This is a genomic window from Alloalcanivorax xenomutans, from assembly GCF_032810065.1.
Lineage (GTDB): Bacteria > Pseudomonadota > Gammaproteobacteria > Pseudomonadales > Alcanivoracaceae > Alloalcanivorax > Alloalcanivorax xenomutans.
The window spans coordinates 4,077,717-4,092,596 of the sequence record NZ_CP136538.1 but is presented as its reverse complement, the minus strand read 5'-3'; the positions used below and the strand labels follow the sequence as shown (position 1 = coordinate 4,092,596).

Below are 14,880 nucleotides of genomic sequence, written 5' to 3'. Positions count from 1 at the left end.
CCTACTCGATGCCCATGTACCGAAACCACAGCGTGCGGCCGGTACTGATGAAGTGCGGCAACAGGCGGATCACCTCGCCACGCGGGGACGGACCGGTCCATTCTTCCGGCAATAACGGGTCGGTGTTGAGGATCTTGGTGGCGGCCCGGCCCACGCGCAAAAAACGCGCGCACAGGACTTTGTCGGGGGCGGTGCCGGCGGGGGCCTGGTCGAGCAGCCGGCACATTTCATCACGGACCTTCTCGAGCAGGGTGTGGCGGCGCCGAAAATCCCACAAACCGGGCCTGGGGGTGACCGATAACTGATCGGCCCGCAGCAGCACGGTTTGCGGGGCCATGCCCAGGGCCCGCAGTTCCTGCCGCAGGGCGGAAAAGGCCAGTGACAGGTTGGCGGGGCGGACGAACAGATCCCGTTGCACCTCGGCAAAACCCCTTTGCCAGAGGGCTCTCTCATGTTCCCGCCAGCCGCTGCGGTTGGAACGCGATACCTGATGGGTGACCGCCACCCACCAGTTTTCTCTCCAGGGGCACAGCAACTCGCTCAGACCCCGCCAGCGGCCCTGTTCCCGGGCCCAGGGGGCGTTTTCCGCCAATTGCCAGCTGCCGCGTTGAGGGCTGATGATGGCGCCCTGCGTGGACAGGCGGCTCACCGCCACGCGAATGGCGCCGGCCTTGAACCCCATGATGTCGCCACCCTGGGCCAGCGCCACCGAGGTCAGCGCGGTATCCGCGGCCACGGCGAGCATATCCAGGACCAGTGTTCTGGGAGTCAATTCCGCCAGTTTGGTGAGCGAGGGGATTGACGGTCGTCCCTGGGGAGTTACATCATCTTTCATCGATTCCACTTTTGAGTAACAAGTAGGGTGTGGCCAACGGGTATTATTCCATGAAATCCAGCCGTCTTACTTACCCGCATGAAGGCCCGCTTGCCAGTTGGAATTGAAACAAGACGCCGATGCTCGTGTTCCGGGTCGAAGGGGCAGGGGCGATGGGCGCGCGGTATTCGCCGAGGGAGCGTGAAAATAACAGGATGTGATGATGGAACCAGCTATCGCGAACACCAGTAGTGCGGTTCGGGCCTGTCTGGAGCGGGCGCCAACGCCGCTGCGCTTGCTGCGTCAGGCCGCGGCGCGCTATCCGGATCATCCGGCCCTGGTGTATCTGTGCGATGCCGATAGCGACCAGCCGGTGACGGTCAGTTATGCTCAATTGCTGGCCGAGACCGAAGCAGTGGCCCGTGCCCTGCGTGCCAGCGGGGTTACCCCGGAAGATGGCGTGGCGATGTTTTTGCCTCTGGTGCCGGAGGCGGTATCGGCCTTGATCGCCGCGTGTTCGGTGGGGGTGGCGTTTCCGGTGAATCTGCTGATGTCGGAACAGGCGATCGCCTCCCAACTGGCGCTGGCCCGCTGCAAAGTGGTGATCACCGTGGGATCCCATGCGGAGTCGGATTTGAGCGAACGGGTCAGCGCCGCCGCCGCGAGTCTGCCGCGACCACCCCATGTGGTGGTTTTGCCGTTGGGGGAAGCGGGGGACGCGGTGTTCGACGGCGAGCCCTGGCCGGCGTTCGTGGCGAAGGCGGGCGATGCCGGTCTGGCCGCGGACGATGATCCGGAGCGGGTGGCCGCTCTGCTGCATACCGGAGGCACCACCTACGCGCCGAAGCTGGCGGAATTGACCCTGGGTAATCTGGCCGCCGGCGGTGTGATGACCTGCGCCGGGTGCGGCTACAGTCAGAGCGACCGCCTCCTGAACGGTCTGCCCCTGTTCCATGTGGGCAGTTCGGTGGACGCCGTGCTGGCGATCATCGCCGCCGGTGCCACGCTGGTGCTGCCCACCGCTCTGGGGTTAAAGAATCCGGCGGTGATCCGGCGTTTCTGGTCGATGCTGGAGGCGTTGGAGGTGACGCTGGTGGGCGGCGTGCCGGCCACGCTTTCGACCCTGGCCGACGCCCCCCGCCAACAGCAACGATGCGCTTCCCTGAGAGCCTTTCTCACCGGTGGTTCGGCGCTCAATCCGCAGTTGGCCCGGCGTCTGGAAACCATCAGCGGCGCCCCGGTGTATCAGCTTTACGGCATGACCGAGTCCGCCGGTATCGTTACCGCCCAATTCATCGACGGGATGTTCCGGCCGCCGCTGGCCGGGCATCCGGTGCCGTTGGTGGAGGTGGCCATCGAGGAGCCGGGGCGGCCGCTCAGGGCCGGCCAGCGAGGCGAACTGTGGGTCCGGGGCCCCAATGTCTTCGCTGGCTATCGTACCGCCACGGGTACACAGGACCGGCCGCACAACGGCTGGATTCCGTCCGGTGATCTGGTGGCCGTCACCGATGACGGGCAATTGCGGATCGTCGGTCGTACCAAGGAAGTGATCATCCGCAGTGGCCACAACATCGATCCGCAAATGCTGGAGCAGGTGGCGGAAGAACACCCGGCGGTGCTGGAGGCGGCCGTGGTGGCGATGCCGGATCAGTATGCCGGGGAACTGCCGGTGCTGTACGTGACACTGCGAGCCGGGGCGGATGAGCGCAGTGTCGAAAGCATCAATGCCTTCGTGTGTGATCGCATTACCGTGCCGCAGGCCCGGCCCCGCCATGTGTTCGTGTTGCCTTCGATGCCAATGACTCCGCTGGGCAAGGTGGCGCGCTATCAATTGCGGCAAAAGGCGGTGAGCTACCGGGCCGGGCAATTGATCGCCGAGCTGGATACCGGTGCCCGGGTGAGCTGCCCGCAGCCGGACGCCAAATCAATCGTGATTGACTGGTCGTCGTCGTCGGCCGCGGCCATGCATGACCGGGCGCGGGAGCGGCTGGCGGAACTCGGGCTGGTGCTGATGTCGGCCTGACATGGCGGCTCGCGGTGCGTTCCTGCGGGTACAGTCATGCAGGAACGCGCCGCGAGTCCCTGGATTATTCCTCCCAGCCGGCCAGTACCAGCTTGCCGATGGTCTGGCCGTCCTCGATACGGCGGTGCGCCTGTTTCAGATTGGCGGCGTTGATCGGGCCCAGGGACTCGCCCAGAGTGGTTTGCAGTACGCCTTCATCCACCAGCTTGGCGGCCTGGGACAGAATTTCCCCCTGGCGTTCCATATCCACGCCGAACATGGCCCGGGTAAACATGAATTCCCAGGCGAAGCGGGCGCTTTTGGGCTTCAGCGCGTTCAGGTCCAGAGGGCCGCGGGCATCGACAATGGTAACGATGCCGCCCAGCGGTTTGACCAACTCGCAGGCTTCGGCCCAATACGGATCCGGTTCCTGGGCCAGCAGAATGGCATCCACGCCGTCGATACCGAGGGCTTTTACCGGTTCCACCAGCCCCTGGCGGTAATCGATGGTGTGGGCGGCGCCCATGGATTGACACCAGCGGGCGGATTCATCGCGGCCGGCGGTCGCGATCACGGTCATGCCAAAATGGCGGGCGGCCAGTTGAATACCGATGGAGCCGACACCACCGGCGCCGCCGACCACCAACAGGGTCTTGCCCTTGGCGGTGTCCGGGGTCAGACCGAGCTGGTCTTCGAGGGCTTCCCAGACCGTCAGCGTGGTCAGCGGCAAGGCGGCGGCTTCCTGCATGCCCAGACTGTCGGGTTTGTGTGCCACCAGCCTTTCATCAACGCATTGGAACTGGGCGTTGCTGCCCTGGCGTTGCATGGCGCCGGCATACCAGACCCGGTCGCCGGGTTTGAAACCCCGAACCTCGTCACCCACCGCCTGTACCCGGCCCGCGGCGTCGTAACCGAGCACCCGGAAACCGGGTTCAGCCAATGGTCGTTGGCGCACCTTGGTGTCCACCGGATTCACCGACACCGCTTCCACCGCGATCAGCAGATCACGGGGACCGGGAACCGGTGTCTCCAACTCGATATCCTGTAACGCGTGCAGGTCTTCAATGGCTCGGGGGCGGTCGAAACCGACAGCTTTCATCCTCTCCTCCTGGTAACGCAGTTTGGCGCAAAGTGAGCCCGCGCGAACCGGTCGCCGCCGTGTAGGATGACAAGCGGGCTTCGGGGCGGCACGGCAATGGGCCGCGGACTTCAGAGAACAAGGATACCATCATGGATTTCGACGAATACCGTAAGTTGGATGGCGTGGCCCTGGCCGGGCTGGTGGCCCGGGGAGAAGTCAGCGCGGCGGAATTGCTGGAACTGGCCATCACCCGGGCGGAACAGGTCAATCCCAGGCTCAACGGCCTGGTGATTCCGCTTTACGAGGAAGGACGGCGCACAGCGGCGGGACCGCTCTCCGGGCCGTTGGCGGGGGTGCCCATGCTGGCCAAGGATCTGTTCCAGGAGATGGCCGGAGCGCCCTGTTACATGGGTAACAAGGCGCTCAAGAACATGGGCTTCCGCGCTCCCCATGATTCGGAGTTGGTGAAGCGCTGGCGCCAGGCTGGTTTGGTGCTGTTCGGGCGCACCAATACGCCGGAGTTTGGCGCCAAGGGGATCACCGAACCGGATTCGTTCGGCCCCTGCCGCAACCCCTGGAATCCCGATCACACCCCCGGCGGCTCTTCCGGCGGTTCAGCGTCCCTGGTGGCCGCCGGGGTGGTGCCCTTCGCCGGCGCCAACGATGGCGGCGGCAGCATCCGTATTCCGGCGGCCTGCTGCGGCCTGTTCGGGCTCAAGCCCGGTCGTGGCCGTACCCCCTGGGGGCCGGATTTCGGTGAAGCCTTGCATGGACTGTCGGTGAATCACGCGGTCACCCGTTCGGTCCGTGATTGCGCGGTGTTGCTGGATGCGGTGGCCGGAGACGAGCTGGCCAGCCTCTATCCGCTGGCGCCGCCCGCGCGGCCTTACCGGGAGGAGACCGAACGTGACCCGGGGACTTTGCGTATCGCTTTCTCCAACCGCTCGCCCATTGGTACGGCGGTGGATCCCGAGGCGGTGCGGGCGGTGGAGAAGACGGCCCGTTTGCTGGAATCCCTCGGCCACCGGGTGGAAGAAGCGGAGCCGGATATCGATGTCATGGCCATGAGCATGGACTGGCTGATGGTGTGGTTCGCCAAGTGCGCCGACAGCGTCGACGAGATGCGCCGGCTCACCGGCGCCGGTGATGACGGCTTTGAATTGGATACTCTGGCGATGGCGGCGTTCGGGCGCAGCCTGAGCGCGCCGGATTATCTGCAGTGCTATCAGCGCTGGCAAACCTACACGCGTCAGTTGATGGCGTTCCTTCAGGGCTATGACTTTCTGATGACGCCGACCCTGGCCATGCCGCCGGCGCGCATCGGTGCCTTGGCGACACCATCCTTGCAGCAAGCGGCGCTGAAGCTGGTGCTGAAAGTTGGCGCGCAAAAGTTGCTGATGAAGACCGGGCTGGTGGAGCAGATGGCGCGGGAAAACCTGAAATACACGCCGTTCACGCAACTGGCCAATGTCACCGGCGTGCCGGCCATGTCGGTGCCGCTGCACTGGTGTGACAACGGCCTGCCGCTGGGCGTGCAGTTTGTCGGCGGCCATGGCGACGAAGGCAAGCTGTTGTCCCTGGCGGCACAATTGGAACGGGCGGAACCGTGGTTTGACCGGGTGCCGCCGGAGTTATAAGCGCTCCTTGCGCTTTGGTGGGGCACTCCCTCTATCACGGCTCCGCTACGAAGCTCCCACAGTGGCTTCGCGGCCATTTCTTTGCCTGTTAACAGGTTGCCCGGCAACATTCCGCGAGGATTCTCTTTAAAAGCCATAAAGGCGGGCGGGATTGTCGACCAGGATCTTGCGGATGATGGTCTCGTCATGCCCGGTCCACTGGAAAAATTCTTCCAGCAGGGTGGTGTCGTCCGGCATCGGTACGGAAATACACACGTGGGGCCAGTCGCTGGCCCACAGGATCTGATCGGGATTGGCTTTGATCAGCGCCTTGGCATACGGAGTGACATCGGAGTAGGGCGTGTCCGGCTGGTTGGTGAAGCGGTACGCGCCGGATAATTTCACCCAGGCCTTGCCGTCCCGGGCCAGGCGCAGCAGATCGCGGAATCCCGGATGCTTCACGCCGATGCTGGCCGGCATGTGTCCCATGTGATCGATCACCACCTCCACTGGCAGATTGGCCACGGTGTCGTAGAGATCGGCGAATTCCGAGATGTCGATCAGCAATTGCAGATGCCAGCCCAGCGGTGCGACCTTGCGTGCCAGATTGGTCACGTCCGAGACCTCGACACCGCTCTTGTAGATCAGATTGACGCGCACGCCGCGTACCCCGAGGGCGTCCATGTCCCGCAATTCCTGTTCGCTGGTCTGATCACTGATCACCACCACGCCGCGATAGTTGTCGCCGCCTTGACGCAGAGCTTCCAGTGCCACCCGGTTATCGTAGCCGTAGACGCTGGGCTGCACGATAACCCCCCGGCTCAGCCCCAGCGTGCCCTGCATTTTCCGGTAGTCGTCCAGTGACGCGGGCGGCGGTGTATAGGAACGATGTGGCGTGAAAGGGTGGACCGCGGCGTCACCGATAATATGGAAATGGCAATCGCAGGCGCCGTCGGGAAGCGGCAGCGACGGGGTGGCGCAGCTGGATACCGGCGGCGCACAGGGTGGGGCGTAGGTCTCGCCAAGCGAGGTCATGCGCGTGACCTCCCAGCCTTGCAGACCACGCAGACCGTTGCGCTCGGCGGAATTGATGATCTGGGTCCAGGCCGCGCGGCGGGCGAGGTCCGGGTCGCCCACGGTGATGGCCTCGAGGATCGACTCGTACTCGGTCAGCACGGTTTCGCGCAGCGCTCCGGAAGTGGCGATGCGCCGTTCGAAAGAGGCGGCCTCAAAGATATGGGCGGTCAGGAACAGCACGAAGTTCTTGAAGTATTCGTTGCCGGTGGCGTCGGCGATAGCGCGTTTGAAAGCCAGGCTGCTCTCGACCATGCCCTGACCGTTGGCAAGGGCGTCGCGTAACGCGGACAAGGCGGCCTGGATCGCCGCGAGCTGGCTGCGGGAGCGGCGGCGGGCAGCCATGCCGGCGGCGGAAACCTCGAGATCAAGACGCAACTCATAGAGCTGACGAAGTTTTGGCAAATGGCTCAGTTCATCGTGGTCGATGCGAAAGCTGTTGCGATGGGCTTTGCTGGATACGAAGGCACCGAGGCCCTGATGACTCTCCACCAGACCTTCCGATTTGAGCCGCGCTATCGCTTCCCGGACCACGTTGCGGCCGACACCGAACCGCGCCGTCAGTTGCGACTCACTGGGGATGCGGTCGCCGGGCTTGAGGCGGCCGGCGGAAATCTCCGCCTCCAGATGGCGGGAAATCTTGACGGAAAGCTGGCTGCGTCCTGCAGCGGCAGCTTGTTTCATAGGACTCATCCTGTTCGGTACAAACGGTGTTGGCTAAACGGCAGCGGTAATAGTACCTCTGCGGAGGGCTTGCCGCTCCATGTACGGGCCGGTTCCGGGCCTGGGCCGGAGATTACGGGCCTTGATGCGTGGCGTGATGACTGACTTTACAGCACTGGTAAAATTATGATCAACTTGTAGGACAAGTTTGGTGGGGCGCGCTTCGCCCCGCCTGCCTCCACGCCATCAACCCCATCAAAACAAACAGGAAAGCCGTGATGACGCCCTTACTCCGATCCGTCAAAACGTTGATGCCCGCTGCCATTTTGGCGGCGGCCCTGACCGCGGTGAGCGTGGCTCAGGCCGCCACCGTGATCCGCCTGGGATGGACCACCGCCGACAGCGAAGTGGATCCCTACGCCATCGCCGCCCACTACTTCCAGGAAGAGTTGGAAGCCGCCGCGCCGGGACAGTTCGAGATCAAGTTCTTCCCCAACAACCAGTTGGGGAACGACACGGATATGCTGCAAGGGATGCAGTTCGGCACGCTGGATGCTGGCGTTATCACCGGCACTCAGTTGGGTACCCTGGACAAGAGCTTCCAGCTCCTTGATCTGCCTTTCCTGTTCAAGGACCGGGCCCAGGCCCACGAGGTTCTGGATGGCGAGGTGGGGCAGGAGCTGTTCGCCCGATTGGAGAAACAGGGCCTGATCGGCCTGGGCTTCGGTGAAGCCGGTTTCCGCCATGTCATCAACAATAAGCGGCCGGTGCGGGCACCGGGCGATTTGCAGGGCGTGAAGCTGCGCGTGCAGCCGAGTGATCTGTTTATCGCCAGCTTCCGGGCTTTGGGCGCCAATCCGGTTCCCATGGCCTGGAGCGACGCCTACATGGCGGTGCAGCAAGGTACGGTGGACGGTCTCGAGATTCCGCTGGCGGTGATTTACGCCAACAAGTACGCCGACGTGGTGAAGTACCTTTCCCTGACCAATCACACCTATAACGCCTTGCCGCTGCTGATGTCCAAGCAGGCTTTCTCCCGTTTGTCGTCCGAACAGCAGAACGCGGTGCGTACCGCCGCGCGGAAAGCCATCGAGCGGCAACGCGCCGAGGTGGCGAAGAACGAGCAGGCGCTGATCGAGAAGATCAAGGCGAAGGGCATGGCGGTTACCGAGATTGCCGATACCGGCGCCTTCCGTGACGAGGTGCGCCCCGTCTATGAAGAATATCGGCCACGCATCGGCGAAGACCTGGTCGACCGCGCCATGGAACTGGTCACGGAATAACGCTGGCATGGGGCTCCGGCAAGGTCCCGGAGCCCTGTCCCTAGAGCCCTAGATACCGGTATGTACAGATATCTCGAAGCAGGCAGCAAACACCTTGCCGCCGTGACGGCCGCGCTTGGCGCGGCCAGCGCGTTGATCATGACCCTGGCCCTGCTGGCCGGGGTGTTCTGCCGCTATGTGCTGAACTCGTCCTTGTCCTGGAGTGATGAGGTCGCGCTGCTGGCGTTCAGTTGGACGGTGTTTTTGTTCGCCAGTGTTTTGACGCGGGAGTTCGGACATGTGCGCGTCTCCATCGTGGTGGACGCCTTGCCCGGCCTGCCCAGGCACCTGCTTGAACGGGGCAGCGTGATACTGATTCTGCTGTTTGGCGGATTGATGTTGTGGGCCGGCTGGCAATTCACCGCCTTTACCGCGCACCAGGTGTCACCGGCGCTGCGCTATCCCTTGTGGCTGCAAGGTGCGGCGGTGCCGGCGAGCGGCGCCTTGATCGTCTTCCATGCCCTGGTGTTGCTGTTCCGACCCGGGCAGCTTGGTGAACACGGAGGCGCCGTCGATGAGTGAGATTGGCGTTGTTCTGATTGTCGGGCTGTTCGTCCTGTTGCTGCTGGGGGTTCCCATCGCCTTTACCCTGGGCCTGCTCACCGCCGTGGGTATCTGGATGGCCGACTACAATCCGATGATCCTGGCCCAGCGCCTGATCGCGGGTAGCACCATCACCAGCCTGTTGGCGATTCCCGGTTTCATTCTGGTGGGGGATCTGATGAGCGCGGGTGGGCTGTCCAAACGCCTGGTCAGGGTGGCCTCGGTCTGTTTCGGCCATTTAACCGGCGGGCTTTCCATGTCCACCGTGGCGGCGGGTACGTTTTTTGGCGCCATTACCGGATCCGCGCCGGCCACCACAGCCGCGGTGGGATCGGTGATGATCGACGAACTGGAAAAGCGCGGTTACTCACGGGGCTACGGCGCGGCGCTGTCCACTTCCATCGGGCCGCTGGGGCAAATGATCCCGCCCTCCATTCCCATGATTATCTGGGGGGTGCTGGCGGAAGAGTCGATCTCCAAGCTGTTTCTGGCGGGGGTGGTTCCCGGCTTGATCGCGGCGGCGGGGTTCTGCGTTGTCAGTTATGTCTACGCCCGGCGCCTGGGTATCGCCAGGGAGAAGCGCCCCGGTGTCCGGGAGATCCTGGCGGCGATACGTGAAGGGATATGGGCGTTGTTGGCGCCGGTGGTGATCCTCGGAGGTATTTACGGGAGCGTGTTTACCCCCACCGAGGCGGCCATGGTGGGCGCCTTGTACAGCCTCGTCATTGGCCTGTTCATTTATAAGGATCTGCAATGGAAATCGCTGATCCCGTTGTTCATAAAGTCGATGCGTACCACCACGGTGATCATGTTCATTATCGTGGTGGCCTACGGCTTTGCCTGGATCATCGCCAGTGAGCAGATTCCCTCGCAGGTCACGCAAGTACTGCTGAGCATTACATCGAACCCGTTCCTGATCCTGCTGTTGCTGAACATCATGTTGCTGGTGCTCGGCGCGGTCATGGACACCGTGTCCGCGATGGTCATCCTCAGCGGGGTTCTGACCGCGGTGGGTACCCAGGTGGGCCTGGATCCGGTTCAACTGGGTGCCATGGTGGTGATCAATTTCGCCGTGGGCATGATCACCCCTCCGCTGGGCTATTCCCTGTTCGTCGCCTCCACCATCAGTGGTTTGAGTATTGAGAAAGTGGCCCGCAATCTTTGGCCGTTCTTCCTGGTCCTCATTGGCGTGGTGGCACTGACCGCCTATGTGCCGGCGGTGACGCTTTGGCTTCCGGGCCTGTTGGGCTAGGAGATGGTATGACCGTGAATCAGAAACCGACGTCCGGGATCAGTGAGCCGACGATCCCGGGACCGCACCCGGCGCCAAGCAAGCCCCTGAGCGCCTTGCCCCTGGGAGCGTGTGATACCCACGCCCATCTGTTTGGGCCGCAAAGTCGCTACCCGTATCAGCCCAATCGCAGTTACACACCGCCGGACGCTTCCGAGGAAGCCTATCGGGATCTGTTGCATACCCTGGGCTTTCAGCGCGCGGTGCTGGTGCAACCCAGTGTGTACGGCACCGATAACCGGCGCATGCTGGATGCACTGGCCCGTCGGCGCGCTGACGATGATATCCAATGGCGTGGTATCGCCGTGGTGGATAACCGCATCAGCGACGCCGAGCTCGAGCGGATGCATGAGGCCGGGGTACGCGGGGTGCGTGTCAATCTGGTATTTCCCGGCGGCCTGACGTTCGCGGACGTTGAACTGCTGTCCCGGCGAATCGCCGGTCTGGGATGGCATGTTCAGTTGCTGGTGGACGTATCGCGCTTCGAACGGCTGGTCGAGCGCCTGGACCGGCTGCCCACCGACAGCGTGGTCGACCACATGGGCCATATTCCCACCCACCGGGGAATCGAACATCCCGGATTCCGGGCTCTTCTGGAGTTGCTGCAAGGTGGGCGCACCTGGGTGAAGCTCACCGGACCGAACCGCATTACCGCCCTGGAACACGCGCCGTTTCACGATGTGGACCCGTTCTTTTCCACGCTGTTGGAGGCTCGGGCGGATCGCTGCCTGTTCGGGACGGATTGGCCTCACGTGCAACTGCCAGGGCCAATCCCGGACGATGGGGATCTGGTCAATGAGTTTCTGCGCCTGGTTCCGGACCCGTCGATCAGAAAACAGGTGCTGACCGATAACCCCGCCCGTCTTTACCAGTTCGACGGCTGAGCCGGGAAGCGCGGGGCTTCCCGCACTTCCTGGCCGTCCCGGGGCGGTCAGTCTTCCAGGGCGAAACGCAGCCCGGCGTTCTGTTCCAGGCGGCGGATCAGCTTGTCGCCCATGGCCGGCGCCGTGGTCCAGATGCCGCCGGGGGTGTCGGTGGCGTCCCGCAGCAGACACAGGGCGCTCTCGGTGATCATGCGCGAGGTGGAGCCGTAACCGGGATCCTTGTCGCCGGAGACACTGGCGGCGAGAGTCTGGCCGTCGGCGGTTTCACCCAGGAACAGTACATCGTAGAAACCGTTTTCCCGCTCCTCCTTGCCCGGTCCCTCGCCGGGCTTGGGCGCTTTGTCACCGGTCAGCGAACGGTCGTTGGCGACGGCCTGGGCGGTGGCCTCGCCTTTGTCGCCGGGGCCGGTGAGGATCATCTCATCGTAGACGAAGTCTTCGCCGTAGGGGTGACCGAGCAGGAAGTTGGAGCGGTGCACGTTGCGGGTGTTGATGGCCGCCATGATGAAAGGCGCCGCCCAGCTGCCGAGGGTCTGGTCATATTCGATCTCGGCGGCCGGTGGCTGCTTCGGGCCCTCGAAACCCGGGGTCAGCGCGAACGGGTTCACCAGCAGCTTACGGACTTCCGTGTCCCGCGCCGCGGCCAGGGTGGCCTGCAGGCTGGCGGCGGTGCCGCCGGAGAAAGTGCCCTTCATTCGCCGTACCCGTCCCTTGACGCGGGGCAGCGGCGCGCCCAGTTTGGCCCGCGCCTGCTCCTGCAGGAACCAGACGCCGAGGTCGAACGGGATGGAGTCGAAGCCGCAGGAGAAAACGATGCGGGCGCCGCTGTTTTGCGCCTGCTCCTGGTATTTATCGACCATCCGGCGCATCCACGCCACTTCGCCGCACAGATCCACGTAGTCGGTACCGGCGCCGGCACAGGCGGCCACCAGGGGCTCGCCATAGAGCTGATAAGGCCCGACGGTGGTCAGCACCAGCCGGGTCCGCCGCGCCAGGGCGCGCAGGCTGTCGGCGTCGGTGACGTCGGCCTTGAGGATCGCCACGCCGGGATCAATGCCGAGTTCGTCGCGTATCTGTTCCAGCTTGCTTTCGTTGCGGCCGGCCAGCGCCCAGCGCAGCCCGCCGTCTGCGCCATAGCGCTCCTGTACGTACTCCGCCACTAGGCGGCCAGTGAAACCACTGGCGCCGAATACAATCAGATCAAACTCCCGTGCCTCGCTCATGATTCTTCCCATTCTATTGTTTGCCAGCGGGCTCTCGGCCCTCGCGAGCCTCAACCGTAAGCCGTCAGCGGCGTTCAGGGCAACCGGTAGCGGTGTCGGTGGTATGATGGGCGCGATCCAGAGAAGGGGGTGCCCGGTGACGGAACACATTTTGATTGTCGATGATGAGCCTCGGGTGGCGGAGCCGCTGATCTTCGCTTTGCAACGGGAGCATTTTCAGGTCACCCATGTGGAACGTGGCGAACAGGCCTTGGCGCGGTTGGACGGCGACAGCCCGGCGCTGGTGGTGCTGGACGTGGGGCTGCCGGATCTCAATGGCTTCGAGGTTCTCAAACAATTACGCCGCTCCAGCGAAGTGCCGGTGTTGTTCCTTACCGCCCGCCAGGATGAGGTGGATCGCATCCTTGGTTTGGAACTGGGCGGTGACGACTATGTCACCAAACCATTCAGTCCGCGCGAAGTGGTGGCGCGCATCCGTGCCATTCTCAAACGTCTGGACAAAGGCGCGCCGGCGCCCGTGGCGGAAGGAAGGGAATGGCGGGTGGACGAACAGGCGGCAAAAGCCTGGTTTCGGGATCAGGCGTTGTCGTTGACGCGCTCCGAATTCCTTATTCTCGAAGCGCTGGTGAAACATCCGGGCCAGGTGTTCAGCCGCGCCCGGCTGCTGGATATCTGTGGCAGTGACGAGGACAGCTTCGAGCGGGCCGTGGATACCCATATCAAGACTCTGCGCGCCAAGCTGCGACCGCTGGGCGGGGACGCCTGGATCGTCACCCGGCGCGGTCTCGGCTACGTGCTGGAGCGGCCATGAAACTCAGCGGTCAGTTCCTGCTGATCTTCTTCCTGATCATGGGGCTGGTGAGCTGGTTCACCATGGATCTGGTGCTGGATGAGGCCCAGCCGCTGGTGCGCCAGTCCGCGGAGGAAACCCTGGTCGACGCCGCCAACCTGCTGGCGGAGGTGATCGCCATGGATACCCGGGGGGACGAACTGGCGGTTACCCCGGCGCTGCGCTCGGCGCTGAGGCGGTATGCTCAGCGGCTGCCGGGCGCCAAGATCTGGGGATTGAGCAAAAATCGCATCGATACCCACATCTATATCACCAGCGCCGATGGCATCGTGCTGTTCGACTCGCGCGGGGAAAACGAAGGTAAGGATTTTTCCCGCTGGAACGATGTGCATTTGACCTTGCAGGGCAAATACGGCGCCCGCACTACCCGCACCGACCCCAATGACCCGGCGTCCTCGGTGTTGTATGTGGCGGCGCCGGTGCGCCATGACGGGACGCTGATCGGTGTGGTGACCCTGGGCAAGCCGGGGGCGGCCATCGAGCCGTTCATCGAGCAGGCGGAGCAGCGTCTGATTGGTTACGGCTGGCAGGCGCTGGTTGCCTGTCTGTTGCTGGGTATCGGTCTGGCCTGGTGGATCAGCCACCGGGTCGGGCGGCTGCGCGGCTATGCCCTGGCGGTGGCCGATGGGCGCAGGCCATCGCCGCCCCGTTTCCGTGTGCATGATGAGATTCGCGAACTGGCCGATGCCGTTACCGCCATGCGCCGCCGCCTGGAGGAACGGGCGCGGCTGGAGAATCACATCACCATGCTGACCCACGAAATGAAGAGTCCGCTGGCGGCCATTCGGGGAGCCGGGGAGATTCTGGCCGAGGAGGTGAGCGAACCTGCCCTGAGCCGGCTGACCGGAAATGTGGTGCACGAGAGTCAGCGGCTCAGTGATCTGCTGGATCGCATGCTGGCGCTGGCGCGGCTGGAAAAACTGGAAAGCCTGCCGCCAAGGGAACAGCAGCGGCTGGCGTTGTTGCTGGAGGAATGGCAGCTCAGCCGCCAGGTGTTGTTGGATGAGAAACGGCTGAGTGTGGCGTTGAGCGGCGAGCCGGTGTTGCGGGTGGAACCAGATACTACCCGTCTGGCCCTGTTCAATCTGCTCGACAATGCCCTTCGGTTCGCCGAACCGGGCTCCACCATCGACGTCCGCGGCTGGCGGGAAGAGGGCCAGCAAGGTATCGACGTCAGCAATCGGGGGCCTTGTATTCCGGACTACGCGCTGGCCCGGGTCACCGAGCGATTTTACTCGCTGCCGGCGCCGGGGGAGGAAAAAAGCTCCGGGCTCGGACTGGCCATGGTGGAAGAAATCGGTGAGCTGCACGGCGGCTGGTTGCAGGTGGAAAACCTGGAGCAGGGCGTGCGGGTGCGGTTGTGCCTGGGGTAGCAGGAGGTCGCTACAAGGCCGCTGTGGGAGCTTGCCTGCAAGCGAATTGGGTTCCTGGGCCTAAAAGATTCGCTTGCAGGCAAGCTCCCACAGACAGGGCAAAGCTCCCACAGCAGCGAATCGGCGTGTAAGCACCCCATCCTC

General features: G+C 63.7%; 12 protein-coding genes. 8 read left to right on the top strand and 4 right to left on the bottom strand.

Features of this window, described 5'->3' with window-relative positions; translation table 11 throughout:
• Position 1: 1 nt before the first annotated feature.
• On the bottom strand, positions 2 to 835 hold the full coding sequence (locus RYH70_RS18920; RefSeq protein WP_143247703.1) for a hypothetical protein: 834 nt from the start codon (positions 833 to 835) through the stop codon (positions 2 to 4).
• A 199-nt stretch (positions 836 to 1,034) separates the two neighbouring features.
• On the opposite strand from RYH70_RS18920, the gene RYH70_RS18915 reads away from it, so the two are divergent.
• Positions 1,035 to 2,837: an AMP-binding protein gene (locus tag RYH70_RS18915; RefSeq protein ID WP_317009504.1), complete on the top strand. Its 1,803-nt coding sequence runs from the start codon at positions 1,035 to 1,037 to the stop codon at positions 2,835 to 2,837.
• Between the two features lie 64 nt (positions 2,838 to 2,901).
• Here RYH70_RS18915 and RYH70_RS18910 read toward each other — a convergent pair whose 3' ends face one another.
• Positions 2,902 to 3,915, bottom strand: coding sequence for a zinc-binding alcohol dehydrogenase family protein (locus RYH70_RS18910; RefSeq protein WP_022994878.1), 1,014 nt, complete (start codon positions 3,913 to 3,915; stop codon positions 2,902 to 2,904).
• Between the two features lie 131 nt (positions 3,916 to 4,046).
• Between RYH70_RS18910 and RYH70_RS18905 the strand changes: the two genes are divergently transcribed.
• Positions 4,047 to 5,534 carry an amidase gene (locus RYH70_RS18905; RefSeq protein WP_317009503.1) on the top strand — a complete coding sequence of 496 codons (1,488 nt, stop codon included), beginning with the start codon at positions 4,047 to 4,049 and terminating at the stop codon, positions 5,532 to 5,534.
• Positions 5,535 to 5,660: 126 nt separating this feature from the next.
• On the opposite strand, the gene RYH70_RS18900 is transcribed toward RYH70_RS18905, so the two are convergent.
• Positions 5,661 to 7,271, bottom strand: coding sequence for an amidohydrolase family protein (locus tag RYH70_RS18900; RefSeq protein ID WP_317009502.1), 1,611 nt, complete (start codon positions 7,269 to 7,271; stop codon positions 5,661 to 5,663).
• 257 nt (positions 7,272 to 7,528) lie between these two features.
• Here RYH70_RS18900 and RYH70_RS18895 point away from each other — a divergent pair, with 257 nt between their 5' ends.
• The 4 genes from RYH70_RS18895 to RYH70_RS18880 are packed head-to-tail and all read left to right on the top strand — an operon-like array spanning position 7,529 to position 11,290.
• Positions 7,529 to 8,533 carry a TRAP transporter substrate-binding protein gene (locus RYH70_RS18895; protein ID WP_233918314.1) on the top strand — a complete coding sequence of 335 codons (1,005 nt, stop codon included), beginning with the start codon at positions 7,529 to 7,531 and terminating at the stop codon, positions 8,531 to 8,533.
• 60 nt (positions 8,534 to 8,593) lie between these two features.
• The gene (locus tag RYH70_RS18890) at positions 8,594 to 9,094 is read left to right on the top strand and encodes a TRAP transporter small permease (RefSeq protein WP_022994882.1); all 501 of its coding nucleotides are present in this window, start codon (positions 8,594 to 8,596) and stop codon (positions 9,092 to 9,094) included.
• Complete coding sequence (locus RYH70_RS18885; RefSeq protein ID WP_055100491.1) at positions 9,087 to 10,367, top strand: TRAP transporter large permease; 1,281 nt, start codon at positions 9,087 to 9,089, stop codon at positions 10,365 to 10,367. The genes RYH70_RS18890 and RYH70_RS18885 overlap by 8 nt, the downstream gene beginning before the upstream one ends.
• An 8-nt stretch (positions 10,368 to 10,375) precedes the next feature.
• Entirely contained in the window at positions 10,376 to 11,290 is a 915-nt protein-coding gene (locus RYH70_RS18880; RefSeq protein WP_317009501.1) for an amidohydrolase family protein, read from the top strand.
• Between the two features lie 47 nt (positions 11,291 to 11,337).
• On the opposite strand, the gene RYH70_RS18875 is transcribed toward RYH70_RS18880, so the two are convergent.
• The gene (locus RYH70_RS18875; protein ID WP_317009500.1) at positions 11,338 to 12,513 is read right to left on the bottom strand and encodes a saccharopine dehydrogenase family protein; all 1,176 of its coding nucleotides are present in this window, start codon (positions 12,511 to 12,513) and stop codon (positions 11,338 to 11,340) included.
• 136 nt (positions 12,514 to 12,649) lie between these two features.
• Between RYH70_RS18875 and creB the strand changes: the two genes are divergently transcribed.
• Positions 12,650 to 13,324, top strand: coding sequence for a two-component system response regulator CreB (creB, locus tag RYH70_RS18870; RefSeq protein ID WP_316308897.1), 675 nt, complete (start codon positions 12,650 to 12,652; stop codon positions 13,322 to 13,324).
• Positions 13,321 to 14,736, top strand: coding sequence for a two-component system sensor histidine kinase CreC (gene creC / locus RYH70_RS18865; protein WP_284454967.1), 1,416 nt, complete (start codon positions 13,321 to 13,323; stop codon positions 14,734 to 14,736). Before creB ends, creC begins: the two co-directional genes overlap by 4 nt.
• Positions 14,737 to 14,880: the final 144 nt, after the last annotated feature.

Bases quoted from the DNA above. Each gene is read 5' to 3' on its own strand.
- RYH70_RS18915 (WP_317009504.1), top strand. From the start codon at position 1,035: ATGATGGAACCAGCTATCGCGAACACCAGTAGTGCGGTTCGGGCCTGT.
- RYH70_RS18880 (WP_317009501.1), top strand. From the start codon at position 10,376: ATGACCGTGAATCAGAAACCGACGTCCGGGATCAGTGAGCCGACGATC.
- RYH70_RS18895 (WP_233918314.1), top strand. From the start codon at position 7,529: ATGACGCCCTTACTCCGATCCGTCAAAACGTTGATGCCCGCTGCCATT.
- RYH70_RS18890 (WP_022994882.1), top strand. From the start codon at position 8,594: ATGTACAGATATCTCGAAGCAGGCAGCAAACACCTTGCCGCCGTGACG.
- RYH70_RS18885 (WP_055100491.1), top strand. From the start codon at position 9,087: ATGAGTGAGATTGGCGTTGTTCTGATTGTCGGGCTGTTCGTCCTGTTG.
- RYH70_RS18900 (WP_317009502.1), bottom strand. From the start codon at position 7,271: ATGAAACAAGCTGCCGCTGCAGGACGCAGCCAGCTTTCCGTCAAGATT.
- RYH70_RS18910 (WP_022994878.1), bottom strand. From the start codon at position 3,915: ATGAAAGCTGTCGGTTTCGACCGCCCCCGAGCCATTGAAGACCTGCAC.
- RYH70_RS18920 (WP_143247703.1), bottom strand. From the start codon at position 835: ATGAAAGATGATGTAACTCCCCAGGGACGACCGTCAATCCCCTCGCTC.
- creC (WP_284454967.1), top strand. From the start codon at position 13,321: ATGAAACTCAGCGGTCAGTTCCTGCTGATCTTCTTCCTGATCATGGGG.
- RYH70_RS18905 (WP_317009503.1), top strand. From the start codon at position 4,047: ATGGATTTCGACGAATACCGTAAGTTGGATGGCGTGGCCCTGGCCGGG.
- RYH70_RS18875 (WP_317009500.1), bottom strand. From the start codon at position 12,513: ATGAGCGAGGCACGGGAGTTTGATCTGATTGTATTCGGCGCCAGTGGT.